27 protein-coding genes are annotated in these 24,163 nt (G+C 53.3%); 10 read left to right on the plus strand and 17 right to left on the minus strand.

Annotated features, from left to right (window positions below; translation table 11 throughout):
- Positions 1-13: 13 nt before the first annotated feature.
- Complete coding sequence (gene gspC / locus OGY62_RS23040) at positions 14-745, minus strand: type II secretion system protein GspC (protein WP_047463719.1); 732 nt, start codon at positions 743-745, stop codon at positions 14-16.
- Between the two features lie 300 nt (positions 746-1,045).
- On the opposite strand from gspC, the gene OGY62_RS23045 reads away from it, so the two are divergent.
- The gene (locus OGY62_RS23045; protein ID WP_286460682.1) at positions 1,046-2,623 is read left to right on the plus strand and encodes an ExeA family protein; all 1,578 of its coding nucleotides are present in this window, start codon (positions 1,046-1,048) and stop codon (positions 2,621-2,623) included.
- Positions 2,623-3,123, plus strand: a complete 501-nt coding sequence (locus tag OGY62_RS23050) for a type II secretion system protein GspB, cryptic system variant (RefSeq protein WP_112002326.1) — start codon at positions 2,623-2,625, stop codon at positions 3,121-3,123. The genes OGY62_RS23045 and OGY62_RS23050 overlap by 1 nt, the downstream gene beginning before the upstream one ends.
- An 86-nt stretch (positions 3,124-3,209) precedes the next feature.
- Here OGY62_RS23050 and OGY62_RS23055 read toward each other — a convergent pair whose 3' ends face one another.
- From OGY62_RS23055 to OGY62_RS23065, 3 genes are all read right to left on the minus strand, one after another.
- Positions 3,210-3,833 carry a helix-turn-helix domain-containing protein gene (locus OGY62_RS23055; protein ID WP_012133085.1) on the minus strand — a complete coding sequence of 208 codons (624 nt, stop codon included), beginning with the start codon at positions 3,831-3,833 and terminating at the stop codon, positions 3,210-3,212.
- Positions 3,834-4,125: 292 nt separating this feature from the next.
- The gene (locus tag OGY62_RS23060) at positions 4,126-4,956 is read right to left on the minus strand and encodes an N-acetylmuramoyl-L-alanine amidase (RefSeq protein ID WP_047457875.1); all 831 of its coding nucleotides are present in this window, start codon (positions 4,954-4,956) and stop codon (positions 4,126-4,128) included.
- Positions 4,953-5,276: a heavy metal-binding domain-containing protein gene (locus OGY62_RS23065; RefSeq protein WP_012133087.1), complete on the minus strand. Its 324-nt coding sequence runs from the start codon at positions 5,274-5,276 to the stop codon at positions 4,953-4,955. The genes OGY62_RS23060 and OGY62_RS23065 overlap by 4 nt, the downstream gene beginning before the upstream one ends.
- A gap of 127 nt (positions 5,277-5,403) precedes the next feature.
- Between OGY62_RS23065 and OGY62_RS23070 the strand changes: the two genes are divergently transcribed.
- From OGY62_RS23070 to artJ, 6 genes are all read left to right on the plus strand, one after another.
- The gene (locus OGY62_RS23070) at positions 5,404-5,919 is read left to right on the plus strand and encodes a lipoprotein (protein WP_200023958.1); all 516 of its coding nucleotides are present in this window, start codon (positions 5,404-5,406) and stop codon (positions 5,917-5,919) included.
- A 392-nt stretch (positions 5,920-6,311) separates the two neighbouring features.
- Positions 6,312-7,040: an arginine ABC transporter ATP-binding protein ArtP gene (gene artP, locus OGY62_RS23075; RefSeq protein ID WP_024130493.1), complete on the plus strand. Its 729-nt coding sequence runs from the start codon at positions 6,312-6,314 to the stop codon at positions 7,038-7,040.
- A gap of 17 nt (positions 7,041-7,057) precedes the next feature.
- On the plus strand, positions 7,058-7,789 hold the full coding sequence (gene artI / locus OGY62_RS23080) for an arginine ABC transporter substrate-binding protein ArtI (protein ID WP_024130494.1): 732 nt from the start codon (positions 7,058-7,060) through the stop codon (positions 7,787-7,789).
- Between the two features lie 6 nt (positions 7,790-7,795).
- The gene (gene artQ, locus OGY62_RS23085; RefSeq protein WP_012133091.1) at positions 7,796-8,512 is read left to right on the plus strand and encodes an arginine ABC transporter permease ArtQ; all 717 of its coding nucleotides are present in this window, start codon (positions 7,796-7,798) and stop codon (positions 8,510-8,512) included.
- Entirely contained in the window at positions 8,512-9,180 is a 669-nt protein-coding gene (gene artM / locus OGY62_RS23090; RefSeq protein ID WP_012133092.1) for an arginine ABC transporter permease ArtM, read from the plus strand. Before artQ ends, artM begins: the two co-directional genes overlap by 1 nt.
- Before the next feature lie 263 nt (positions 9,181-9,443).
- The gene (gene artJ / locus OGY62_RS23095) at positions 9,444-10,175 is read left to right on the plus strand and encodes an arginine ABC transporter substrate-binding protein ArtJ (protein ID WP_012133094.1); all 732 of its coding nucleotides are present in this window, start codon (positions 9,444-9,446) and stop codon (positions 10,173-10,175) included.
- Between the two features lie 37 nt (positions 10,176-10,212).
- Here the strand turns inward: artJ and OGY62_RS23100 are convergent, their stop codons facing one another.
- From OGY62_RS23100 to OGY62_RS23155, 12 genes are all read right to left on the minus strand, one after another.
- The gene (locus tag OGY62_RS23100; RefSeq protein WP_049009774.1) at positions 10,213-11,682 is read right to left on the minus strand and encodes a sensor histidine kinase; all 1,470 of its coding nucleotides are present in this window, start codon (positions 11,680-11,682) and stop codon (positions 10,213-10,215) included.
- On the minus strand, positions 11,666-12,373 hold the full coding sequence (locus OGY62_RS23105) for a response regulator transcription factor (protein ID WP_047457883.1): 708 nt from the start codon (positions 12,371-12,373) through the stop codon (positions 11,666-11,668). Before OGY62_RS23105 ends, OGY62_RS23100 begins: the two co-directional genes overlap by 17 nt.
- 132 nt (positions 12,374-12,505) lie before the next feature.
- Positions 12,506-13,636, minus strand: a complete 1,131-nt coding sequence (gene rlmC, locus OGY62_RS23110) for a 23S rRNA (uracil(747)-C(5))-methyltransferase RlmC (RefSeq protein ID WP_112002222.1) — start codon at positions 13,634-13,636, stop codon at positions 12,506-12,508.
- Positions 13,637-13,676: 40 nt separating this feature from the next.
- The gene (locus OGY62_RS23115) at positions 13,677-14,165 is read right to left on the minus strand and encodes a YbjO family protein (protein ID WP_112002244.1); all 489 of its coding nucleotides are present in this window, start codon (positions 14,163-14,165) and stop codon (positions 13,677-13,679) included.
- Between the two features lie 60 nt (positions 14,166-14,225).
- Complete coding sequence (gene potI / locus OGY62_RS23120; protein WP_012133100.1) at positions 14,226-15,071, minus strand: putrescine ABC transporter permease PotI; 846 nt, start codon at positions 15,069-15,071, stop codon at positions 14,226-14,228.
- Positions 15,068-16,021: a putrescine ABC transporter permease PotH gene (gene potH / locus OGY62_RS23125; RefSeq protein ID WP_047457887.1), complete on the minus strand. Its 954-nt coding sequence runs from the start codon at positions 16,019-16,021 to the stop codon at positions 15,068-15,070. The genes potI and potH overlap by 4 nt, the downstream gene beginning before the upstream one ends.
- A gap of 9 nt (positions 16,022-16,030) precedes the next feature.
- On the minus strand, positions 16,031-17,164 hold the full coding sequence (gene potG / locus OGY62_RS23130; protein ID WP_012133102.1) for a putrescine ABC transporter ATP-binding subunit PotG: 1,134 nt from the start codon (positions 17,162-17,164) through the stop codon (positions 16,031-16,033).
- Positions 17,165-17,261: 97 nt separating this feature from the next.
- Positions 17,262-18,374, minus strand: a complete 1,113-nt coding sequence (gene potF / locus OGY62_RS23135) for a spermidine/putrescine ABC transporter substrate-binding protein PotF (protein WP_012133103.1) — start codon at positions 18,372-18,374, stop codon at positions 17,262-17,264.
- 417 nt (positions 18,375-18,791) lie between these two features.
- Positions 18,792-19,268 carry a YbjN domain-containing protein gene (locus OGY62_RS23140; RefSeq protein WP_012133104.1) on the minus strand — a complete coding sequence of 159 codons (477 nt, stop codon included), beginning with the start codon at positions 19,266-19,268 and terminating at the stop codon, positions 18,792-18,794.
- A 90-nt stretch (positions 19,269-19,358) separates the two neighbouring features.
- Positions 19,359-20,261: a 30S ribosomal protein S6--L-glutamate ligase gene (gene rimK, locus OGY62_RS23145; RefSeq protein WP_024130496.1), complete on the minus strand. Its 903-nt coding sequence runs from the start codon at positions 20,259-20,261 to the stop codon at positions 19,359-19,361.
- A gap of 52 nt (positions 20,262-20,313) precedes the next feature.
- Positions 20,314-21,036, minus strand: a complete 723-nt coding sequence (gene nfsA / locus OGY62_RS23150; protein WP_012133106.1) for a nitroreductase NfsA — start codon at positions 21,034-21,036, stop codon at positions 20,314-20,316.
- Complete coding sequence (locus tag OGY62_RS23155; protein WP_286460690.1) at positions 21,020-21,310, minus strand: YbjC family protein; 291 nt, start codon at positions 21,308-21,310, stop codon at positions 21,020-21,022. The genes nfsA and OGY62_RS23155 overlap by 17 nt, the downstream gene beginning before the upstream one ends.
- Before the next feature lie 171 nt (positions 21,311-21,481).
- Between OGY62_RS23155 and OGY62_RS23160 the strand changes: the two genes are divergently transcribed.
- On the plus strand, positions 21,482-21,745 hold the full coding sequence (locus tag OGY62_RS23160; protein WP_024130497.1) for a GrxA family glutaredoxin: 264 nt from the start codon (positions 21,482-21,484) through the stop codon (positions 21,743-21,745).
- Between the two features lie 30 nt (positions 21,746-21,775).
- Here the strand turns inward: OGY62_RS23160 and OGY62_RS23165 are convergent, their stop codons facing one another.
- Positions 21,776-22,153 carry an inner membrane protein YbjM gene (locus tag OGY62_RS23165; RefSeq protein WP_024130498.1) on the minus strand — a complete coding sequence of 126 codons (378 nt, stop codon included), beginning with the start codon at positions 22,151-22,153 and terminating at the stop codon, positions 21,776-21,778.
- A gap of 270 nt (positions 22,154-22,423) precedes the next feature.
- Here OGY62_RS23165 and OGY62_RS23170 point away from each other — a divergent pair, with 270 nt between their 5' ends.
- Entirely contained in the window at positions 22,424-24,109 is a 1,686-nt protein-coding gene (locus OGY62_RS23170) for an aspartate:alanine antiporter (protein WP_012133110.1), read from the plus strand.
- The last annotated feature ends 54 nt before the right edge of the window (positions 24,110-24,163 follow it).

The following is a 24,163-nucleotide window of genomic DNA, read 5'->3' on the forward strand; positions in this document are numbered from 1 at the left end:
GGCAATTCACTTGTTAGTTGTTTAAAACATTGACCTGAATATTTTCCAGGTGAGCGTGACGTCTTACGACTACCGCCGCTTCTTTCATTTTTGACCAGCCAGCAATGATGCTTTTCGCCTGTTCTTCTTTCGTCATATCGGTACTGTTCACCTTCACAACCACATCGCCCTTCTCCAGCCCACTGTTCTGAAAGAAAGACGAAGCATTGCGCGGGTTGATTTCGTACCCTTCCAGACGACCTTTTTCAATAAACGGTTTTAGCACCAGGACATCATTAAGATGCAGGCTCTCTGCACCGGCATCATTTGTCGGTTTTTGTAGCGGGCCGCTTTCAACACCGCCTCTGAAATAATCAGGTTTCTTTAATGCCAGTACCTGCGTAGTACCTTCATAATTAACCACCACATTGTCGTTATTGATCTCCTCAATACAGGCGTTACTCACTCCCACGAGGCTTTCGCCTTCGCGATAACTTTGCTGTCCCGCAGGCGTTTTAATAACGGCAAACGACAGCCATTTTTCATCGCTGCTGACGATGCCTTCAATCTCGGCAGAGAGCGGCGATTTAACCGCTGCTGGCGTATTTCGCTGCCAGACGGCAGGTTGAAAAAGCGCAAATGACTTTTCTTTTTCGTCATTTTTACGCACGTTAATTTTTCTGTTATTTAACTTGTTTGTAACCTTATTATAGTTTTTAAAAACGACATACCCTTGATGCCCGCTGAATATCAGTAAAACAAACATCACGCAGGGTGCAATCAATCGGGAGAAAAGCTGCATCCTCATTATTTAAATGCCTTTAATAAAGCTAAATTTCGCAGCACCGGCTGCGCCAATCGGTGCGGCAAATAGTAATGAGCGGCAAGAAAGTCGACCACTCGCTTTCCCGGCAACTTTATTGCAGAAAAACATTGACGATTTCACTTACTGGTGTTAGCGAAAATAATCAGAGTAATTTTCTCCTGTCCGGTATTTGCCCGAATAAACCCGCTCAATTATTTTTAGCGCAACGTTTCCAGAAGCCAGAAAGTACAGCGAGACACCATGTATCAGCATCATTTTAAATTTTCCGCTCAGCCGTTTGGCAAACTCACCCGGCGAACGGGGGAGTTTTTCGTTCATTATCATCAGGACATCTTTTCCCTGTTGCAGGAAAAAACCAACGTGCCCGGCATCATCGGTCTGTTTTCTGACGAACCTGAATTAGACAATGCCTTTGTGGAAAAACTACGTAACGGCGGCACACCTGCGCTGGCCATTAACGCCTTCCCCAAACTGAGCGCCAGTACGCTGCTCTATAAACTGAACCCTGCCGCTAAAGAGGGTAAAAACAAAATTTATGCCATTGATGCCATTTTGCGCCAATGGCATGAGGAAACGCCTTCGCGTAATAAAAAAGGCAAACTGCTGATCCTCTCCACGGCACAAGCCATGAAAGATAATTGTTGGGATGTTCTGGGTATGTTGCTGACGCGGGCGCAAGAGCTGAACTTCCCGCTCACGATTCTTCTGACCGGCTCTCCCGATCAGAAGCCCCGTCTTCTGGATCATTCTGGTTTACAGCCCCGCGTTCATACCTGCCTTGCGCTACGTTCGCTGACCTGCCGTGAATATCTCGACTACGTCGGGGCACAGATGGACGAACAAAACGTCGATACCTCGCCACTGACGCCCGCGCGGGTGCGCAGAATGCATGCGCTGACCAAAGGCCACGTGACCGGACTCAATAAACTGGCGCATCTGGCGCTGCTTGCCGCATGGACCGAGCGGGCGATACAGGTTTCCCCACGCCATTTACGCCTGGCTGCCGGTGAACTCCTGCCGCCCACGCCGCGCGGTAAACGCCTGGCAACCGCAGGGCTGTTTGCCTCCGTCCTGTTCGCCTGCTGCGGCTGGTACTTTTCCGGCGCGATCGCGTCTCGCCTGCCGCAACAAGTGCCGGTTCCGGCCAGCTGGAAAAAGACGCTGCCTGAGACGACTGCGCCTGTTATGCCCACCATTGAAAATGAGGTGGTTAATCAGTCGGACGCCATGCATCAGCTCTATCTTATGTGGGGTTATGATGCTTTCGCGAACGATGCGCTATGCCAGAACGCAGCGCGAGTGAACCTGATGTGTCGTCAGGGGAATACGTCTTTACAGGCGCTGGAACAGGAAGGTTATCCGTGGGCAGGAGAGATCAAAACGGGTAATCACCTGAATTACGCCGTCGTGGCCCACGTTGATAAACAGTCGCTCGATCTTCTGATCAATAACCGAACCTGGCAGGTAAGCAGGCACTGGTTTAATCAACACGCCACCGGAAATTACACGCTTTTGCATCGTTTAACGCCGCAAGGGAAAGATGAGATTAGCGCGACCAGCGGCGATAAAGACCTGGCATGGCTGGATCAAACGCTAAGCCAGACGTTGAATGAACCGCTGACCCACTCGCGAAGCTGGACGGCTGAACTGGCAAAACGCACCCGTGAATTTCAGGGTAAGGCAGGACTGCATGTCGACGGCATCGCCGGCGAAGAGACGCTGATGCAGTTAATGCGCGCAACCAACAGCGTTCCGGGCGTACTGGCGCAAACACTAAGCCAGAAGCAGGAACATAAAACGCAAGGGAACACGAAATAATGTCCACCATTTGCCTTGCTGCACAGCGCAGTTTCACGACGGGAGAAGCGGTCTATTTTGCCTGGCGCCTTCCGGCGCCCCAAAAAGTGCTGTTCCGCGCCATGATGTGGCTGCTGACCCTCTGCACGTTTATTATTGCCGGACTGTATGCCCATATTTACTGGAACTGTCAGCATCCGACGCCTGAGCCGAAACAGACAAAAGTGGAAAACCCGGATACCCGGCTTTCTGAGATGCACTATGTTTATATTTCGAAGCCATTCCCGCAGCCAGCCCCCAAACCGGCCCCTGCTCCCCAGGCGTTACCCCCATTGCAGGATGAAGCGCCGGTAAGTCAAGACAGCGACTGGCGGCAAGCGCCGGAAGGCGATCTCTCGGATCGGGCATTGCCCGGCGCGGAAGAACAGACGCCATCGTTGAAAGCGCGTTTCCTGCAAGCGTTACAGGAGCAAAAAGAGGACTATCAGCAGGGAAAAATACCGGAACCGCCCGATGACTGATGACGCAAGAAAACATCATTACGCCTTAATGCGCTCCCCAAAGGCCTCCGCTTCATTAGCTGAAGAGGAGACAATGGGAAATGTGATTAATATTTTTCTGGCAAGGTCGTCATCGACATTAATCGGCTTTTCTCAATGACGATATAGTTTCCTTTTTTAAGGTCAGAGAGAATTTTGATGATCGTACTGCGGGCAAAATTCGTATATTCCTGAATATAGTCGTATACATTGATGTCACGGTTATGATGAATAATCAGCTCATTAATTTCGATTAAAAATTCACGAATAACAGAGTAAGCGCTACGGGCAACCAAAACATCATCACGTTTGCTAAGCAGACAAATATACCATGACAGCACCCTGGTGAGATCTGGCCATAAACTGTGTTCAGTCAACAGGCGCATAAACTCATCTTTTTTGATTGAGCGCACGACGGTATTGGTACGAGCAAGCCCATACATATGCAGAGAACCATAAAATATGGCAGACAGCCCAAAGATACACTGCCCTTGCAGGGTAAACATACATAACTCATCGGAGGTACGGCGAAATTCAACGTCTCCGCTCACGATAATATGAATATATTCCGAGTCACTGGTGGTGATTTTCTGCCATTTTTTTAAGGTTTTTTCTTTATAACCTGACGTTAAAGAAATAATACGTTCCATTTCATGATGCGGACGAATTTTCTTACCGTAAATGCTTAACATATTATGCCTTTCAAAGAATATTGATTTAAATTTAATGACAAGCGACGAGCGATAACCTCAGCTTAATGTCACTCACTGATTCAACCTGGTTAAAAATAAAATTAAGCAAAAAAAAGATTGTGCGCGCTAAGTTTCACGACTTTTAGCGTATAAGAAATATCTTCCTGATAAAATCAATCATAGATGAGGGGAATTTAAAGTCAATTAACCATAGATTAATTTGATTTTTATCCAAAATGAATTTCGATGAAAATAAACAAGTTAACTGACTTTTATCACGACGTCAGCGCCATTAATTCTGGCCATATTTTTCCAGTAACGCATTAGCAATCGCTTGCGTTTGCGCATCCGCCACTCCGTTCCATAACGCCGGGCGGAAATGCATCTGGAACGCCATGATCACCCGCTGCTGTTCACGCGCGGTCATCTCCGGTTTAACCTCGTAACCATAACGCGAAAGCAAGTCGAGCAATGATGCGGGATCGACTGGCGTATTGGGCGCGCGTCCCGCCAGATAAAACGCCACGCGCTGTTCATCAGGCCAGGCGCCAATGCCCTGCGCCGCCAGATCGCGCCAGGGGAACAGAGGGCCAGGATCGTCTTTACGCTGCGGGGCAATATCCGCATGCGCCACCACGTTTTGCGGCTTAATGTCGTAGCGGGCAATGATCTCTTTCGCCAGTGGGATCAGGGCCTGAATTTGCGCAGGTTCAAACGGGGCGAAGTATTTCATTCCCGCTGACTTTTGCCAGCCGCGATTTTCCAGTTCGATACCAACAGACGTGTCGTTGATGCGCGTTGCGCCGCGCCAGAAGCTGATGCCCGCGTGCCACGCCAGATCGTGCTCTGGCACCAGTTGCCAGATACGCGGCTTGCCACGGTGAAGCGGCGGTACAGCAGGAATTAAATAGTGCGAGCTGACGTTTTTATCCGTTAACGTCGCCAGAGAGGTATCAAAGTCATCCGCCGTGTAGTGGATGACCAGGATTTTGATGCGCGGGTACGCCGCCTGTGCCTGATGACGGGTATCCAGCTGATACCCGTCTTTATCAATAATCCCTTTCTCGCCCGCGCACCCGGTTAACAGAAGCGCGAACGCGACCAGCCAGAGCAGGCGTCTCATCGGCGCGTTTTTACCGCCGTCCCGCTGACGCTCACCATCAGCATACTGCTGTCTTTGCCTACGGTCTCATAGTCAATATCGATGCCCACAACCGCATCCGCACCCAGCGCTTTCGCCTGTTCGCCCAATTCCTGAAAAGCGATTTCACGCGCTTTACGCAACTCTTTTTCATAGGAACCCGAACGTCCGCCGACGATATCGCGAATACCCGCGAAGAAGTCACGGAAAATATTGGCGCCCAAAATGGCTTCACCCGTTACCACACCGCAATATTCCACGATGTTCTGCCCTTCCAGCGTCGGGGTTGTCGAAAACTGCATAGCCGATCTCCTTGTTTACCTAAGCACTCGATCTCAAACGCATTATCAGACCGATACGCTATCATTGAAAAGATATAATTGATTATCGTAGATCGCTTTTTGGCAGATCGCTTATAAGGAAATCACTATGCGCTACAGCAAACTCTCTCTGCTCGTCCCTTGCGCACTGCTGCTCAGTGCCTGCACAACCGTCACTCCTGCTTATAAAGACAATGGCCCGCGCAGCGGGTCGTGCATAGAAGGCGGGCCGGACAGCGTGGCTCAACAATTTTATGACTACCGCATTCAAAACCGTACTAACGACATTACCGCCCTTCGCCCTTACTTAAGCGACAACCTGGCAAAACTGCTCTCTGACGCCAGCCGTGACAGCGAACACCGCCAGTTGGTGAGCAGCGACCCGTTCTCCAGCCGCACCACCTTCCCGGATAGCGCCAGCGTAGCCAGCGCGTCCACCATTCCTAATCGCGACGCCCGCAACATCCCACTGCGCGTGGAGCTGAAGCAAGGCGACCAGACCTGGCGCGACGAAGTGCTGATGATTCATGAGGGTCAGTGCTGGGTTATTGATGATGTACGTTATCTTGGCGGCAGCGTCCACGCGCCAGCCGGTACGCTGCGCCAGTCCGTCGAAAACCGCTGATCACCCGACAAAACGTCGATAAATCATAAGCCCCACAAATTGTCTGGCATTCTGCATAGAATGCCGACAATTATTCTTGCCGCCTACCGCCCCCGCTATTTTGTGCTATGTTTAGTGAAGAATGCGGTTTGCATTTAACTTTTAACGCATAAATATTGCATAACTATTCTGTCAAAGGTACTATCTGCGGCCTCAACATACACAAAATCATTCATGATGCGTCGAGGCGGCAAGTGACTGGAGTGACAAATCTGTCAGGAACAGATTTGAACGTCGCGAGCAACGGTCCGTAAGGGCGAGTCTCAGGGTGAGACGAGTCACTCAGCAGCCAACAAAGAGGCAGCATGAAGGATGACGTGTACAGTTATCAGACTGCCAGCATACGAGAATCAATGAGTATTCAATTAAACGGCATTAATTGCTTCTACGGCGCGCATCAGGCGCTGTTCGATATCACGCTGGATTGCCCTCAGGGCGAAACGCTGGTGTTACTTGGCCCAAGCGGAGCGGGTAAAAGCTCGCTGCTGCGTGTACTCAATCTGCTTGAGATGCCGCGCTCCGGCACGCTCACTATCGCAGGAAATCATTTCGACTTCACGAAAACGCCTTCCGACAAGGCGATTCGTGAATTGCGCCAGAACGTAGGCATGGTTTTTCAGCAATACAATCTCTGGCCACATCTCACGGTACAACAAAACCTGATTGAAGCGCCCTGCCGCGTGCTGGGTCTGTCAAAAGACCAGGCGCTGGCGCGTGCCGAGAAGCTGCTGGAACGTCTGCGTCTGAAACCTTACAGCGATCGCTATCCTCTGCATCTTTCCGGCGGTCAGCAACAGCGTGTGGCTATCGCTCGTGCGTTAATGATGGAGCCGCAGGTGCTGCTGTTTGACGAGCCAACCGCCGCGCTGGACCCGGAAATCACCGCGCAAATCGTCAGTATTATTCGTGAACTGGCGGAAACCAAAATTACCCAGGTGATCGTCACTCACGAAGTAGAAGTGGCGCGTAAAACCGCCAGCCGGGTGATCTATATGGAAAACGGTCACATCGTCGAGCAAGGGGATGCGAGCTGCTTTGCGAACCCGCAGACCGATGCATTTAAAAACTATTTATCTCACTAAGATTCGGGACAATGACAATGAAAAAAGTTCTGATTGCCGCGCTAATTGCAGGCTTTAGCCTTTCCGCTACAGCAGCTCAAACCATCCGTTTCGCCACGGAAGCATCCTACCCTCCGTTCGAATCTATGGATGCCAGTAACAAAATCGTCGGCTTTGACGTCGATCTGGCCAATGCGCTGTGTAAAGAGATTGACGCGACCTGTACCTTTACCAACCAGGCGTTTGACAGCCTGATCCCAAGCCTGAAGTTCCGTCGTTTCGACGCGGTGATGGCCGGTATGGACATCACGCCTGAGCGTGAAAAGCAGGTTCTGTTCACCACGCCTTACTATGACAACTCCGCGCTGTTCATCGGTCAGCAGGGTAAATACACCAGCATCGACCAGCTGAAAGGCAAAAAAGTGGGCGTACAGAATGGCACTACCCACCAGAAGTTCATCATGGATAAGCACCCGGAAATCACCACCGTGCCTTATGACAGCTACCAGAACGCGAAGCTGGATCTGCAAAATGGTCGTATTGACGGCGTGTTCGGCGATACCGCCGTGGTCACTGAATGGCTGAAAGATAATCCGAAGCTGGCGCCGGTTGGCGATAAAGTGACCGACAAAGATTACTTCGGCACCGGCCTCGGCATCGCGGTACGCCAGGGCAACACGGAACTACAGCAGAAATTCAACACTGCGCTGGAAAAAGTGAAGCAAGATGGCACGTACGAAACCATCTACAACAAATGGTTCCAGAAGTAAGACTTGATGAACGAATTTTTTCCTTTAGCAAGCGCCGCCGGGATGACCGTCGGCCTTGCCGTTTGTGCGCTGATCATCGGCCTCGTCCTCGCTATGATTTTTGCCGTCTGGGAGTCCGTAAAATGGCGCCCGATAGCCTGGACAGGTTCCGCAGTGGTCACGATTCTGCGCGGCCTGCCGGAAATTCTGGTGGTGCTGTTTATCTATTTCGGTTCCTCTCAGCTTCTGCTGATGCTGTCTGATGGCTTCACCATCAACCTGGGGTTTGTGCAAATCCCGTTGCAGATGCAGATTGAAGACTTCGACGTCAGTCCGTTCCTGTGCGGTGTCATCGCGCTGTCGCTGCTGTATGCGGCATACGCGTCGCAAACGCTGCGCGGCGCGCTGAAAGCGGTTCCGTCTGGACAGTGGGAATCCGGTCAGGCGTTGGGCTTATCGAAAACCGCGATTTTCTTCCGCCTGGTGATGCCGCAAATGTGGCGTCATGCGCTGCCAGGGCTGGGCAACCAGTGGCTGGTATTGCTGAAAGATACCGCGCTGGTCAGCCTTATCAGCGTGAACGATCTGATGCTGCAAACAAAAAGCATCGCCACGCGCACTCAGGAGCCGTTCACCTGGTACATTGTGGCTGCGGCTATCTATCTGGTGATTACGCTGGTGAGTCAGTACATTCTCAAACGCATTGACCTGCGCGCGACACGTTTTGAGCGGAGACCAGGCTGATGTTTGAGTATTTACCTGAACTGATGAAAGGGCTGCACACCAGCCTGACGCTGACGGTTGCGTCTATCATCGTCGCGCTGATCCTGGCGCTGATTTTCACCATCATTCTGACGCTAAAAACGCCGGTGCTGGTATGGCTGGTTCGCGGCTACATTACGCTGTTTACCGGTACGCCGCTGCTGGTGCAAATCTTCCTGATCTACTACGGCCCGGGGCAATTCCCGTCGTTACAGGATTACCCGGTACTCTGGCATCTGCTGTCCGAGCCGTGGCTATGCGCCTTACTTGCCCTGTCGCTCAACAGCGCGGCCTATACCACGCAGTTGTTCTATGGCGCGATTCGTGCGATCCCGGAAGGCCAGTGGCAGTCCTGCGGCGCGCTGGGGATGAGCAAAAAAGATACCCTGGCGATCCTGCTGCCGTACGCGTTTAAACGCGCCCTCTCCTCTTACTCCAATGAGGTGGTGCTGGTCTTCAAGAGTACGTCTCTGGCGTACACCATTACGCTGATGGAAGTGATGGGCCACGGCCAGCTGTTGTACGGTCGTACCTACGATGTGATGGTGTTTGGCGCGGCTGGCGTGATTTATCTGATCGTCAACGGTTTGTTAACCTTGCTGATGCGCCTCATCGAGCGTAAAGCGCTGGCGTTTGAGCGCAGGAATTAAGAACATCATATGTAGGCCTGATAAGATGCGTCAGCGTCGCCATCAGGCAATGGCGCAAGCGCCTTATCCAGCCTACAAAATTATCGACATAAATGCATAAAACGAAATCATAAAGGCGGACAAGCCACTAAGCTGTCCGTCTTTTTTTATAATAACAAAAATACTTAATCATTTTTATTGCATATAAATTCATTAAATGGCATTGTAAACCCATGCCGCAGACACGGTGAATAATCATAAGATTGACAGACGGGAGTTCCACCATGAAAAAGTTAGTTCTGGCCGCATTACTCGCTACTTTCGCCGCTGGCGCCTCAGCTGCCGATAAAATCAATTTCGGCGTTTCCGCTACTTACCCGCCGTTCGAATCACTGGATGCGAGCAATAAAATCGTCGGTTTCGATATCGATCTGGCGACTGCGTTATGCAAACAAATGCAGGCCGACTGTACTTTTACCAACCACGCGTTTGACAGCCTGATCCCGGCGCTGAAATTCAAAAAATATGACGCGGTTATCTCTGGTATGGATATTACCCCTGAGCGTAGCAAACAGGTGACGTTCACCAGCCCTTACTATGCCAACTCTGCGCTGGTGATTGCGAAAAAAGACAGCTATAAAACCTTTGCCGACCTGAAAGGGAAACGTATCGGCATGGAAAACGGCACCACGCACCAGAAATACCTGCAGGATAAGCATCCTGAAGTGAAAACCGTGGCTTATGACAGCTACCAGAATGCGATTATCGACCTGAAAAATGGCCGTATTGATGGCGTATTCGGCGATACCGCCGTGGTGAATGAGTGGCTGAAAACCAATCCGCAACTGGGCGCGGCAACAGAAAAAGTGACCGATCCGCAATACTTCGGCACCGGCCTTGGCATCGCTGTGCGCCCGGATAATAAAGCGCTACTGGAAAAACTGAACACCGCGCTGGCGGCAATCAAAGCTGATGGCACTTATCAGAAAATCAGCGATCAGTGGTTCCCGCAGTAATCTTCCTTGCCGGATGGCGCAGCGCCATCCGGCAATTCTATAAGGGCACAAAGAACCTAAACCGCGCGCCACTCACTGAATCCATCAGCCTGATCCCACCGCCGTGCAGTTCCAGCATCCGTCTTACAATCAGCAGCCCTAACCCTCCGCGATCTTCCCGCGACGCCTGATGCCCCAGCACCGATGGTCGCTGGAACAGTTGTTCACGCAACGCTTCGTCGATACCTGGCCCGCTGTCGCTGACCTCTACCTGTAGCTGCGCCTCCTCCTGCCATACCTTCAGCCGGATAGTGCTCCCCTGCGGCGAATGGCGCACGGCGTTATCCAGCAGATTCGTCACTACCCGCTCTATCATTGAGACGTCAGCATTGATAAGCGGCAGGGAATGCGGCATATCGACCTGCAAATGCAACTGCCGGGTCTCTATTGTCAGATCGAATTTTTGCGCCACATCCTGAATCAGCTCACCAATAGCAAAGCGCTCCAGTTGCGGTTTAATGCTGCCATGCTCAAGCCGCGCCAGCTCGAAAAGCTGCTGCGACAGGTGCCGCACCTTGTGCCCCTGACGCAGCGCAGTGGCGAGATATTGCTGCGTTTCCTGCGGCGTCAGCGTAGCGGATTTAAGCGATAACGTTTCCAGGTAGCCCAGCAATGACGTCAGCGGCGTGCGTAAGTCATGCGAGATATTGGCGATAAACTCCCGGCGCTGCCGGTCGCTGTCGGCCAGTTGATCCCACTGACCGGCGATTTTGCGCGCCAGCTCGATAAAAGTATTGCGCAGCACCGCAACTTCATCATTCACCGTGGTTTCCGGCTGCTGTGCCGCCAGCTGTTTGATGGCGGTAATGCTGTCCTGCTCCAGCCCGGCAACGTCCATCGTCAGGCGTTTTACCGGGCGCGTCACCCAGTACCAGATCAGTAACCCCGCCAGCAGGCCGAACAGCGCCACCCATAGCAGGGACCACAACACCGTACTCCAGAGTGCTTTATGCCAGGCCATTTCTGCCAGCGCATTTGACTCTTCACCTTGCAGGATGATGTACAAATAGCCTTTAAGCTCACCATCCTGACGTAAAGGGGTAACGCTGAAAACCTTCTGACTCTGACTACGCGGATCGTCGCCATAGACGGGCATCGCTGCGCCGCTGAGAAACGTTTGCAATGGACTAATATCGATCTTTTGCCGCTGGATATGGCCCGGCGGCGCGGCATCGGCCAGCAGTTCGCCATCAGAGGAGACGACATACAGCTCAACGCTCGGGTTAAAGGTCATCAGGCGGTCAAACAGCGGCTTCAGCACGCTGCGGTCAACCCTGCCCTGCGCATCCAGAATGGGTTCACGCTGCACAATCTGTTGCGCCAGCCCGCCGGACAGCCGCTGCACCATCGCGTTGCCGTACTGCATGCTGCTGTAGAGTTGCACCGCGCAGGCAACGGTAGCGCAGAGCATCAGCAGCAGAATGAACAGCAGCGTCAGCCGCTGGCTCAGGCTAAAGCGCCGCATCATGGTTCAGCTCCGCAAATTTGTAACCTTTGCCCCAGACGGTACGAATAATCTCCGGTTCAGCGGCATCTTTTTCAATCTTGATACGCAGGCGATTAATGTGGGTGTTGACGGTGTGCTCATACCCTTCGTGCTGATAGCCCCAGACCTGTTCCAGCAGCGCCAGACGCGAAAAGACTTCTCCAGGATGACGGGCAAAGAAGTACAGCAGCTCAAATTCACGCGGCGTGAGGTCCACGTCCTGACCGTGCAGGCGCACCGTACGCGCCAGCGGATCAAGCGTCAGGCCATGAGCCTGAATATGCCCGGCAGTCTGTGCCTGCCCCATAGCCTGCTGACGGCGAAACAGCGCTTTGATGCGCGCGATCAGCTCCTGCACCGAGAAGGGTTTTGCCAGGTAATCATCTGCCCCGGTTTCCAGCCCGGTAATGCGGTCCGTTTCGCTGCTGCGGGCGCTGATAATAATCACCGGCAGGTAGCGGGTCATCTGACGGATGCGACGACAAATCTCCAGACCGTCAACGTTGGGGAGCATCAGGTCGAGGATCACGGCATCCCAGGGTTGGGTTTCAAGGCACTGTAACGCCTTACCCCCATCCGGTTGGTGAGTAATGGCGTAGCCTTCGTCTTCTAGATTGAGGCGCAGGAGCGCCGCGATGTCGTGGTCATCTTCCACCAGCAGGATCTGCTTCATGGGTAAGCCTTCATTCTCTCAATGCCAATGACTTAAGCTTACCCGATTTCACAGGGGGGAAGAGTTCACATTTTGTTGAACTTTGTGCGGACGTTGCGCCAGGCGGCGGCTTCGCTTTACCCGGCCTACCGGTCAGCGTGCTTTGGTCAACAGCGTTAACACTTCATAATGCGCGGTATGCGGGAACATATCGAAAAGCTGAACACGCTCAATACGGTAGCCCGGCAAGTTGGCAATGTCCTTTGCCATCGTCTGCGCGTTGCAGCTGGAGTAGATGATGTATTCCGGCGCCATCTGGCTAAGATAGTCGCACAGGGCTTTTCCAATGCCGCGACGCGGCGGGTTCACCAGCACCAGTTCCGGCACCTCTCCTTGCGCGGTGGCGAATCGGGTGGAGTCCAGCGCCTGAAAATGAAGATTCGTCAGCCCCAGTTCCACGGCGGATTGCTTCGCGCAGGCGATTGCCTCTGGTGCGATCTCAATGCCCGTCAACGTCATTTCCGGGGTGGCGCAGTGCAAACCAAATCCCCCGACGCCGCAAAACAGATCCCACATATGATGAACAGGCAGCTGACGCACCCAGTCACGCGCTGTCGCATACAGATGGCTCGCAACGACCGGGTTGGTCTGGAAAAAGCTCTGCGGACGGATCCACAGCGGCACATCGTTAAAACGTTCTGCCAGCGCCTGCTGCTCCGTCAGGAAGATCTCCGTTTCCCCTTCCATAATCGCCATGTGTACCGGTTGAATATTCGCGGTAATAACCTTCAGCTGCGGTAACTGCGCCTGTAGCCACGGCAGCGCCGCGCGCAGCTGCGCCAGTTTGGTTTCTGAGCGCAGCACGAACCGCAGCATCATGCCGCCATCGAACTGACTTTCCGTCAGCAGGATGTATTTCAGCTCGCCGCGTTTGCGCGCCACATTGTAAGGCGTTAACCCGGCACGGGCGATGAACGGCTTCAGCGTGGCGAAAACGGGAGCAAACGTGTCGGGATAGAGCGGACAGTCGCTCAAATCCTCCGGGGTGCCATCGCGATGCAACATGCCTAACAGCGGCTTTTCCACGCTGCCGCTGACCACCATTTTGGCTTTATTACGAAAGGCCTGTTCCGGGCCGCTGACCGGCGCACACCACTGTTCAACTGAAAAATCGGCAAGCAGCCCCTTCAGATCGGCGGTTTTGGCGGAGAGTTGATCGCGGATCGGCTGGACTATCCACTGACAGGATCGACAGCGACCGGCGTCGTAGAGTGCGCACTGCATACAAAGACCTTCATATTACCAGGGGCGAGGATTATACACGTTATTGCAAACGGAAGAACCGCCTGCTGCCCGCAGGGATAAAGAGCAGCATCAAAACCAGCATGTCTGGCAATTTCTGCATCACCAGCGTGTGCAAAATTTCGCGTTTCGACTCCCCGGCAATACTGAACAGTTCCGGGTAGCCATAGCCCAACGACGCCGCCCACAGATAACCTGCGGCAATAACCTGCGTGAGCAGGTACACCCAGCGCGCCCAGTTGCGCCCTTTCACCAGCGAAAACGCGCAATATATTTCAGTAAAGACCAGCGCCAGGCTGCCTAAAAACACCAGCGTCAGATTCCAGGTTTGCACGCTGCGATGAATAAACTCCCCCATTCCCCGCATGCCGAGCGTGTTAAAAATCATCAGCAAATCGAGGCAGCGGATCAAAATAATCGCGAGCGCCGCCACCTGCACCAGCGTGGGTACATTTAAACGGGCATGTGATGAGGATGATTTCTTAAAAAATCCCAACGAATCGTCTTCCATGAAAACGTTACCGCGTTTGCCCACGGTAACGTGTTGCCAGGTTGGCAGATTTTAGTTTCTTCAGCCGCGTCTTGCACGTTGGATATCACGCATTCGCTGCTTTTCTGCGCGCGCCATCAGATACCAGGCGATAAAACCGACAATGCCTACCACGCCGAGGATAAGAGTCGCCAGCGCGTTAATCTCCGGGTTAACCCCCATACGCACGCTGGAGAAGACCAGCATCGGCAATGTCGTCGCCCCCGGGCCAGAGACAAAACTGGCGATCACCAGATCGTCCAGCGACAGCGTGAAAGCCAGCAGCCATCCAGAGATCACCGCAGGCATGATCATCGGCAGCGTAATCACAAAGAACACTTTTAACGGCGTCGCGCCAAGATCCATCGCCGCCTCTTCAATCGAGCGATCCAGTTCGCGCAGACGCGATGAAATAACCACCGCCACATAGGCCGTACAGAAGGTAACGTGCGCCAGCCAGATTGTCAGCATTCCGCGATCTGCGGGCCAGCCGATAGCATGAGCCAGGGCCACAAACAGCAGCAACAACGACAGTCCGGTAATCACATCCGGCATAACCAGCGGCGCGGTGATCATAAACGCAAAGCCATTCGCTCCACGAAAACGGCCAAAACGCACCATTACCACGGCGGCAATCGTCCCCAGAATAGCCGCCATTGTCGCGGCGCAAGCGGCAATCGTGAGGCTCAGGCCGACGGCGCTTATCATCGCGCTATCCCGGAACAGCTCGCCATACCAGCGCGTAGACCACCCCGCCCAGACAGTCACCAGCTTCGAGCTGTTAAACGAATAGATGACCAGCATCAGCATCGGCGCATACAGGAAGGTAAACCCGAGCACCAGAATAACAATTCGCCAGGGCGAACGAACCACCGGTAAAGTATTCATCCGAGTTCCCCCTCGCTTTTTTGCTGATGCTTATGGAACCAGATAATCGGTACAATCAGCAGTAATAACATGATGATAGCCACCGCAGAGGCCACCGGCCAGTCGCGGTTGTTGAAGAACTCCTGCCACAGTACGCGGCCGATCATAATGCTGTCTGGCCCGCCGAGCAGTTCCGGGATCACAAATTCCCCCACCGCCGGAATAAACACCAGCATCGATCCGGCAATTATTCCCCCTTTCGTTAACGGCACAATGACGCTAAAGAAGGTTTTCAGCGGACGCGCGCCCAGATCCAGCGAGGCCTCCACCAGCGAATAGTCAATGCGCGTCAGCGCGATATAAATCGGCAGTACCATAAACGGCAGATAGGCGTAGACAATACCGATATACACCGCCAGATTGGTATGCAAAATCGTCAGGGGATGATCGATAACCCCCAGCCACATCAGGAAGTTGTTCAGCACGCCGTTATTTTTCAGAATCCCCATCCAGGCGTAAACGCGGATCAGAAACGAGGTCCAGGACGGCAGGATCACCAGCAACAGCAGAATATTACGCGTTGACGGCCTGCTGTGCGCCACCGCCCAGGCCAGCGGATACCCCAGCAGCAAACAGCAGAGAGTCGAAACGCCCGCCACCTGCAAAGACTGCAAATAGGCGTCAAAATAGAGCGGATCGTCCGTCAGTTGCAGGAAGTTTCCCAGATTGAGGGTCAGGGATAGCTGCCCGTCGGCCCACGCCACCAGATCGGTATAGGGCGGGATCGCCCGCGCCATCTCCGCCAGGCTGATTTTAAACACGATCAGAAACGGCAGCAGGAAAAGCAGGATCAGCCAAAGGTACGGCACCGCGATGACCAGCTTACGCCCATGCTTCATTTGCATCCGCGCCAGCCACAGCGTCAGGCCGCCGGGCTTTTTATCGCGAGCCGGAGGTTCAAGTGTACTCATTTTCGCTCCTTAAACCGTCAACACCACACAGCTGTCCGCATCCCAGCATAAACGCACTTCATCGCCCCAGGTCGGCAACCCTTTGCGATAGCGATGCGCGTTCTGTAGCTGAGCGCTCAACATCTGGCCGCTTTTCAACCGCACATGATAAATCGACAAATCGCCGAGGTAGGCAATATGCACCACTTCACCCACGGCAAAGTTGTAGCCGTCTTCTGGCGGCGCGTCGCACAGCATGATTTTTTCCGGGCGCAGCGCGACATACACCGGAACGTTATCGACAACGGACGCATCCGCATCCACCTTCAGAGGATGCACCAGCCCCGGCGAATCAATGACCAGCCCATCATCCTGACGTTCCTTCAGCAAGCCTTCAAAGACATTCACAGAACCGATAAATTCCGCGCTGTAGCGGGTGGTCGGATGTTCATAAATCTCTTCCGGTTCGCCAATCTGCACGAATTTCCCACGGTTCATGATCGCAATTCGCCCGGCCATCGTCATCGCCTCTTCCTGATCGTGCGTCACCATCACGCAGGTCGCGCCAACGCGCTCAAGAATATCGACGACTTCCAGCTGCATCCGGTCACGCAGTTTTTTATCCAGCGCGCCCATTGGTTCGTCGAGCAGCAACAGCTTCGGGCGTTTCGCCAGGCTACGCGCCAGCGCCACACGCTGACGCTGGCCGCCGGAAAGCTGATGAGGCTTACGTTTAGCGAACTCCTGCATATGCACCAGCCCCAGCATTTCGTTCACGCGCGCGGTGATTTCCGCCTTCGACAGCTTGTCCTGCTTCAGCCCAAACGCAATGTTTTGCTCCACCGTCATATGGGGGAACAGCGCATAGGACTGAAACATCATATTGATAGGGCGCAGATAAGGCGGGACATGCGCCAGATCGACGCCATCGAGCATGATTTGCCCGGCGGAGGGTTGTTCAAATCCGGCCAGCATACGCAGCAGCGTGGATTTTCCGCAGCCCGATGCGCCAAGCAGCGCAAATATTTCGCCTTTATAGATGGTGAGGCTGACATCATCCACGGCGTGTTGACCATCAAATGATTTTGTCAGGTTGCGGATTTCAAGAAGCGGCGTCAGCGCTTTACGGGTTTTCGCCTGTGGGCGGGGGGTCGCGTCGTTCACGGGGTGCTCTCCGGCATAAACAAAAATCAGTGCAAACGCACCATAAAAGTGCGCATTGCCCGGTAAACCTCACCGGGCAACGTTCTGATACAGCGGCTTATTTACCGCTTTTCACCTTCGTCCAGGCACGCGTACGCACACGGTCGATCTTCGGTTCCTGCACTTTCAGCGTGAACATTTTCGCTCGCACATCCGCAGGCGGATAAATGCCCGGGTTGTCACGCACTTCAGCGCTGACCAGCGCCGTCGCTTCTTTGTTGGCGTTGGCGTAGAACACATGGTCGGAAATGTGGGCGATCACGTCCGGGCGCAGCAGATAGTTGAGGAACTGATAAGCCTCTTCTTTGTTTTTCGCATCAGCAGGCATCGCGAACACATCAAAGAACGCCATCGCCCCCTCTTTCGGAATGGAGAAGGAGATATTCACGCCGTTTTTCGCTTCTTTCGCGCGGTTAGCCGCCTGCCATACGTCCCCTGCCCAGCCAATCGCCACGCAGGTATCGCCGTTCGCCAGATCGTTTATGTATTGAGACGAGTGGAAGTAACGAATGTTCGGGCGCAGCTTCAGCAACAGATCGGTCGCAGGCCCCGTGTAGTCATCCGCTTTGGTGCTGTTGGGATCTTTCCCCAGGTAGTTCAGCACGGTCGCGAACACCTCTTCAGGCGCATCAAGGAAGGAGACGCCGCAGCTTTTAAGTTTTTCCAGATTTTCAGGTTTCAGCACCAGATCCCAGCTATCGACCGGCGCGTCAGCCCCCAGCACCGCTTTGACTTTATCGATGTTATAACCGATACCGGTAGTCGCCCACATATACGGCATCGCGTATTTGTTGTCAGGATCGTGCTTCGCTACCAGCTTCAACAGCTCTGGATCGAGGTTTTTCCAGCCTGGTAATTTGCTTTTATCCAGCGGCTGGAATACACCCGCAGTGAGCTGGCGTTCCAGAAAACTGGCCGACGGGACAACCAGGTCAAAACCGGTGCTCCCGGCCATGAGTTTCCCTTCCAGTACCTCGTTGGAGTCGAAGACGTCATAGACCACTTTGATACCGGTCTCTTTTTCAAAGTTCGCGACCGTATCCGGGGCGATATAATCAGACCAGTTATAGATATGCAGTGTTTTTTGTTCAGCGGCGAGCGTGCTGGCAGAGACGGCCATCAGAGCACCCGCAACCAGACCCGATAGCCATTTTTTATTTAAGGCGGTCATAATCTCTTTCCTTCTGAAAGTTCGTTAACAAACGAACCAAAAAAGTTGCATTCTAAGATATGCAAGAAACGTGCATATTTTGTCACTCGACACAGTTACAGAAGAGAGGGTTCTCTCCCTGCCGTCATTGCTCGCCATAAATACACAAAATCATTCAGGAGGTTGTCTGAAGGATGACGTGTAAAAGCTTCGCAAGAATAACTTTAGCCAGGGTTCGAGGCTATAGCTCAGATTAAAAAACGCCTTTTATCAATTTTTTATGCAGGTTTTGTCTATGTGATAAAGCGAAACAGGCGGAAAGGAGGTGAATTATTCTTTAAAGAAAGGTTAAAGGCAGAATAAAAAAATGCAAACAGCAGCCGCTCTGGCAGCGACTGCGTTATACGCGTCATTCTTCAGGTTGCATGTGCGCAGATTTCAGTGAAGAAAATGATTTTCAGCGCGACTTTTTTGCGCGTCTTCTTCTGCGCTGAACAGCAGCTGATGCGCTCCGGCTTCCAGAATCACCATAGAAATCTGCTCTTCGCTCTGACGAACAAACCACTCGAACTGTTCATACGTCACGCCCCGCATAACGGATAAAGACTGGCAAACCACCAGTTTTGGCAGATTATCATCCTGCATATCCAGGAACGCTTTCACCGTCAACGAACTGGCGTTAATTGCTGACAGATCGGCAGCCAGCGGCAGCAGCGCAGAGGGTCTTACCTCCGCCATTGCGGAAAACAGCACCGTGTTATCCACCAGGTCGATTTTCGCATCGTAAATGCCGTCAAAATTTTGCATATGGGGCAAATGCAGCGCCTGACAGGTATCACATTCAAAAAAACTCATGCCCAGGTCGTCGAGCCATTGACGCAACGTATCCAGAGTAGGAACGACCAGTGATGTCATAATAATGTGCTACCTCTTACGATAAAAAAATTACCGGCACAGCTTACGCAAAAAGACCGCGTCATACCACGATCGGGAACGATATTGCGATTAACCGCCCGTTTTAAGGCAAAATTCGGGAGTGGCGTGACGCTCGATCCACTGGATCATTCGCCCGGCGATATCCACACCCGTCGTTTTTTCTACCCCTTCCAGACCCGGAGAGGCGTTCACTTCCATGACCAGCGGCCCACGCTCCGCGCGCAGAATATCGACGCCAGCGACATCCAGCCCCATCGTCTGCGCCGCTTTTATCGCGATCTCTCGTTCACGCGGCGTGATACTGGCGATACTCGCCATACCGCCGCGATGAAGGTTGGAGCGAAAATCGCCCTCTTTTGCCCGCCGCTCAATGGCCGCCACCACTTCGTCGCCCACGACCAGACAACGGATGTCACGCCCTCTGGCCTCTTTGATGTACTCCTGCACCAGAATGTGCGCGTTGAGACCGCGAAACGCATCAATCACGCTCTCTGCGGCTTGCCGGGTTTCCGCCAGCACCACGCCAATGCCCTGCGTACCTTCCACCAGTTTTACCACCAGCGGCGCGCCGCCGACCATGTCGATCAGATCGCTGGTGTCATCCGGCGAATGCGCAATGCCGGTAACGGGCAAGTCAATTCCCTGCCGGGCCAGTAACTGTAGCGAACGCAGTTTATCGCGCGCGCGGGTAATCGCCACGGATTCGTTCAGCGGATAGCTACCCAGCATTTCGAACTGACGCAGCGCCGCTGTACCGTAAAACGTGATGGCGGAGCCAATACGGGGGATGACGGCATCAAAATGCGGCAACTGGCGGCCTTTATAGTGAATAGAAGAGGCCGCCGGGCTGATGTTCATATAGCAGGAAAGCGGATCGAGTATTTCGACCAGATGGCCGCGCTTCATCGCCGCTTCGCGCAGGCGTTTACAAGAATAGAGCGTTCCGTCCCGGGACAATATGGCAATTTTCACCCTGCACCTCTCTAAAAGACCTGGTAAAAGCCTGCGTATCATACACCGGGTGTTAGCGCGTCGCCCAACCCTGTTTATGCAAATAGTCCAGAATAAACGGGCGATTCTCTTTGATGATGGTACGACGAATATGGTCGCTCCAGGTATCGCGGCGCGTATTGCTGTCGCGGGTCAGGTAGTACTCCGCGATCTGCTCATCATATTGCGCCAGCAGCGCGGCATCCACAGGCTGATAGTGATTTTCATGCACCACCAGTTCTGCGGGCAAACGCGGCTTAACGCCAGGGTTATCCGCAGGCCAGCCGAGGCACAGCCCAAACAGCGGCAGGACATATTTCGGTAATTTCAGCCGTTCCGTAACCGCTTCAATATGATTGCGGATACCGCCGATGTAGACGCCGCCCAGCCCCAGGGATTCGGCAGCGGTCAGCGCATTTTGCCCCATCATCGCCGTATCGACCGTGCCCAGCAGCAGTTGTTCCGCCAGCCCGAGCTGCGCGTCCGGGCAAATCTGTAAGTGACGATTAAAATCAGCGCAGAAAACCCAAAATTCCGCGGCCTGCGCAACGTGCTTTTGCCCGCCCGTCAGGGGCACCAGCGCTTCGCGCATGGCTTTATCGGTAATGCGGATAATGGAACTGCACTGTAAAAAACTGGAGCTTGAGGTTCCCCGCGCGGCGGCAATAATCGACTCACGCTGCGCATCGGAAATCGGCTCATCGGTGAAATGACGAATAGAACGGTGACCACGGATTAAATCAATGGTTGGAGTCATGCGGTTTTTCTCTTGCTGAACGGGAAGAAGAATCGGGTGAGCGCGTCATCAGTTGCGGCGCAATAAGCTGCGCGATCCGCCACATCAGCGCCACCGCAGCGGGAAGCATAAGCAGGATACCGAGAAATATCATCACCGTTACCGCCAGCGGGCTGTTCATCGGCGCGGGTAATGTGAGGTACTGATTGAGCGACAGCAACGCCGTTGCCAGCAAAATCATACCGAGAATTTCCAGAATCAACACGCTTTTGGGTAAAGCGCCAATCGAGCGCATAAGGGCCTCCCGGATAACGGATGCTCAGTGTAACGCGTTCAGGTTTATCGTGTTTAACAGATATAGCCTATAGGTATCAAAGCAACAGGCGCAACCTGCTTTTCAGATGCGTCGTTTAACGGCATCATAGCCGCCATTCGTCACAAGGCTATGAGTTCGAGGAAAAAAACAATGTTTACCGTTATTTTTGGTCGCCCAGGGTGCCCGTATTGCGTGCGTGCGAAAGAGTTAGCAGAAAAACTGAGCACTGAGCGCGACGATTTTAACTATCGCTATATTGATATTCATGCTGAAGGCATTACCAAAGCGGATCTGGAAAAAACCGTGGGTAAACCGGTAGAGACCGTACCGCAGATTTTTGTCGATCAGAAACACATCGGCGGTTACACCGATTTTGAGGCATGGGCAAAAGAGAATCTGAACCTGTTCGCCTGATCGCTGCTTTACGCCCTCTCCCGGAGGGCGTTATCGGTTCTTTTTACGTCGCTGACTAAACAGGCTGCTGATAAATAAAAAGCAAAGCGCGCCGAGCGCACACCAGAACACCGCACTGAACAACCACGCCAGTTCTTGCCATACGGAGCGCGTAGGCATAAAAACAAATCGCATCAGGACCAGACAACATGGTGCGGCCAGCATGGCGCCGATAAGAGGTTTAATGACTTCTCTGCGATGGGAAAAAAAACTGGCCACCGCGCCAGGTAACGTAAAAAACAACAGCCCAATCTCAGGATGCCCGGCAACCCGAAATGCCCCTTTCATATGCATCGTTAATGAAAGGCACACCACAATAAAGAGTACAAAGCAGCAGATTGCACCCGCCCAACCTTGTTTATGTTTCAATCGTTCCTCCTGACACTATCTCTATCGAACACTTTTTTCGCCCGAAGGCGTCCAGTCAGATAAAGTCGTTCGGCATTCCATGCCAAAAACACACCCACACGATTCTTATAGCCGTTGATACGTAATGAGATTAAACTAGCGAATTAAATTGTTGTGCTGCTTTTATTTGAGCGCCGATACGATGCCGACGCCTCATAATTTCTGGCAAAAACATTAGCGTAAATTGTCATTTCTTTCAACAGCTTACTGGTAAACAAGAAGTTAGTCTCCGTGAATATAAACGTCGCAGATTTGTTAAATGGGAATTACATCCTGTTATTATTTGTGGTCCTGGCTCTCGGGCTATGTCTGGGTAAGTTACGCCTGGGTTCAGTCCAACTCGGTAATTCCATTGGCGTTTTAGTGGTCTCCCTATTATTAGGGCAGCAGCACTTTAGTATTAACACCGATGCACTAAATCTGGGCTTTATGCTGTTTATTTTTTGTGTCGGCGTCGAAGCTGGCCCCAACTTTTTTTCTATTTTTTTTCGCGACGGCAAAAATTACCTGATGCTTGCTCTGGTCATGGTCGGTAGCGCGCTGCTGATCGCATTAGGGCTGGGTAAGCTCTTTGGCTGGGATATCGGCCTGACCGCCGGTATGCTGGCGGGCTCCATGACCTCGACCCCTGTGCTGGTCGGCGCAGGCGACACGTTACGCCATTCCGGTATGGAGAGTTCGCAGCTCTCGGTCGCGCTGGACAACCTGAGCCTGGGCTACGCGCTGACCTACCTCATCGGCCTGGTCAGCCTGATTGTCGGCGCACGTTACCTGCCGAAACTGCAACATCAGGATCTGCAAACCAGCGCCCAGCAGATTGCCCGCGAGCGCGGCCTGGATACCGACGCCAACCGCAAGGTCTATCTGCCGGTCATCCGCGCTTATCGCGTCGGCCCGGAACTGGTGGCCTGGGCCGACGGGAAAAATCTGCGCGAGCTGGGCATCTACCGTCAGACCGGTTGCTACATTGAGCGCATCCGCCGTAACGGTATTCTGGCAAACCCGGATGGCGACGCGGTATTGCAGATGGGCGATGAGATTGCCCTGGTCGGTTACCCGGATGCACACGCCCGGCTGGACCCCAGCTTCCGTAACGGCAAAGAAGTCTTCGACCGCGACCTGCTCGACATGCGCATCGTGACCGAAGAGATCGTCGTGAAAAACCACAATGCCGTAGGCCGCCGTCTCGCCCAGTTGAAGCTGACCGACCACGGCTGCTTCCTTAACCGCGTGATCCGCAGCCAGATTGAAATGCCGATCGACGACAACGTGGTGCTGAATAAAGGCGACGTCTTGCAGGTGAGCGGCGATGCGCGTCGCGTGAAAACCGTAGCGGACCGTATCGGCTTTATCTCGATTCACAGTCAGGTAACCGATCTGCTGGCCTTCTGCGCCTTCTTTATCATCGGCCTGATGATCGGGATGATCACCTTCCAGTTCAGTAATTTCAGCTTTGGCATCGGCAACGCCGCCGGACTGCTGTTCGCCGGGATCATGCTCGGTTTCCTGCGAGCTAACCACCCCACCTTCGGGTACATCCCGCAGGGCGCGCTGAACATGGTGAAAGAGTTTGGTCTGATGGTCTTTATGGCCGGCGTCGGCCTGAGCGCGGGCAGCGGCATCGGGAACGGGCTTGGCGCGGTCGGCGGGCAAATGTTGATTGCCGGTCTTGTGGTGAGCCTGGTGCCGGTCATTATCTGCTTCCTGTTCGGCGCTTATGTATTACGTATGAACCGCGCCCTGCTCTTCGGCGCCATGATGGGCGCGCGCACCTGTGCTCCGGCAATGGAGATCATCAGCGACACGGCGCGCAGCAACATTCCGGCATTAGGCTATGCCGGAACCTACGCGATAGCCAACGTTCTGTTAACGCTGGCGGGGACACTTATTGTCATCATCTGGCCGGGCTTAGGATAAAACTGAAGTTTGCCTTTAAGTGAAAAATTTTTGCAGGTAAGCAGAACTTTTCTT

Origin of the sequence: Citrobacter sp. CK198 (assembly GCF_030333295.1) — a bacterium.
Classification (GTDB): domain Bacteria; phylum Pseudomonadota; class Gammaproteobacteria; order Enterobacterales; family Enterobacteriaceae; genus Citrobacter_B; species Citrobacter_B koseri.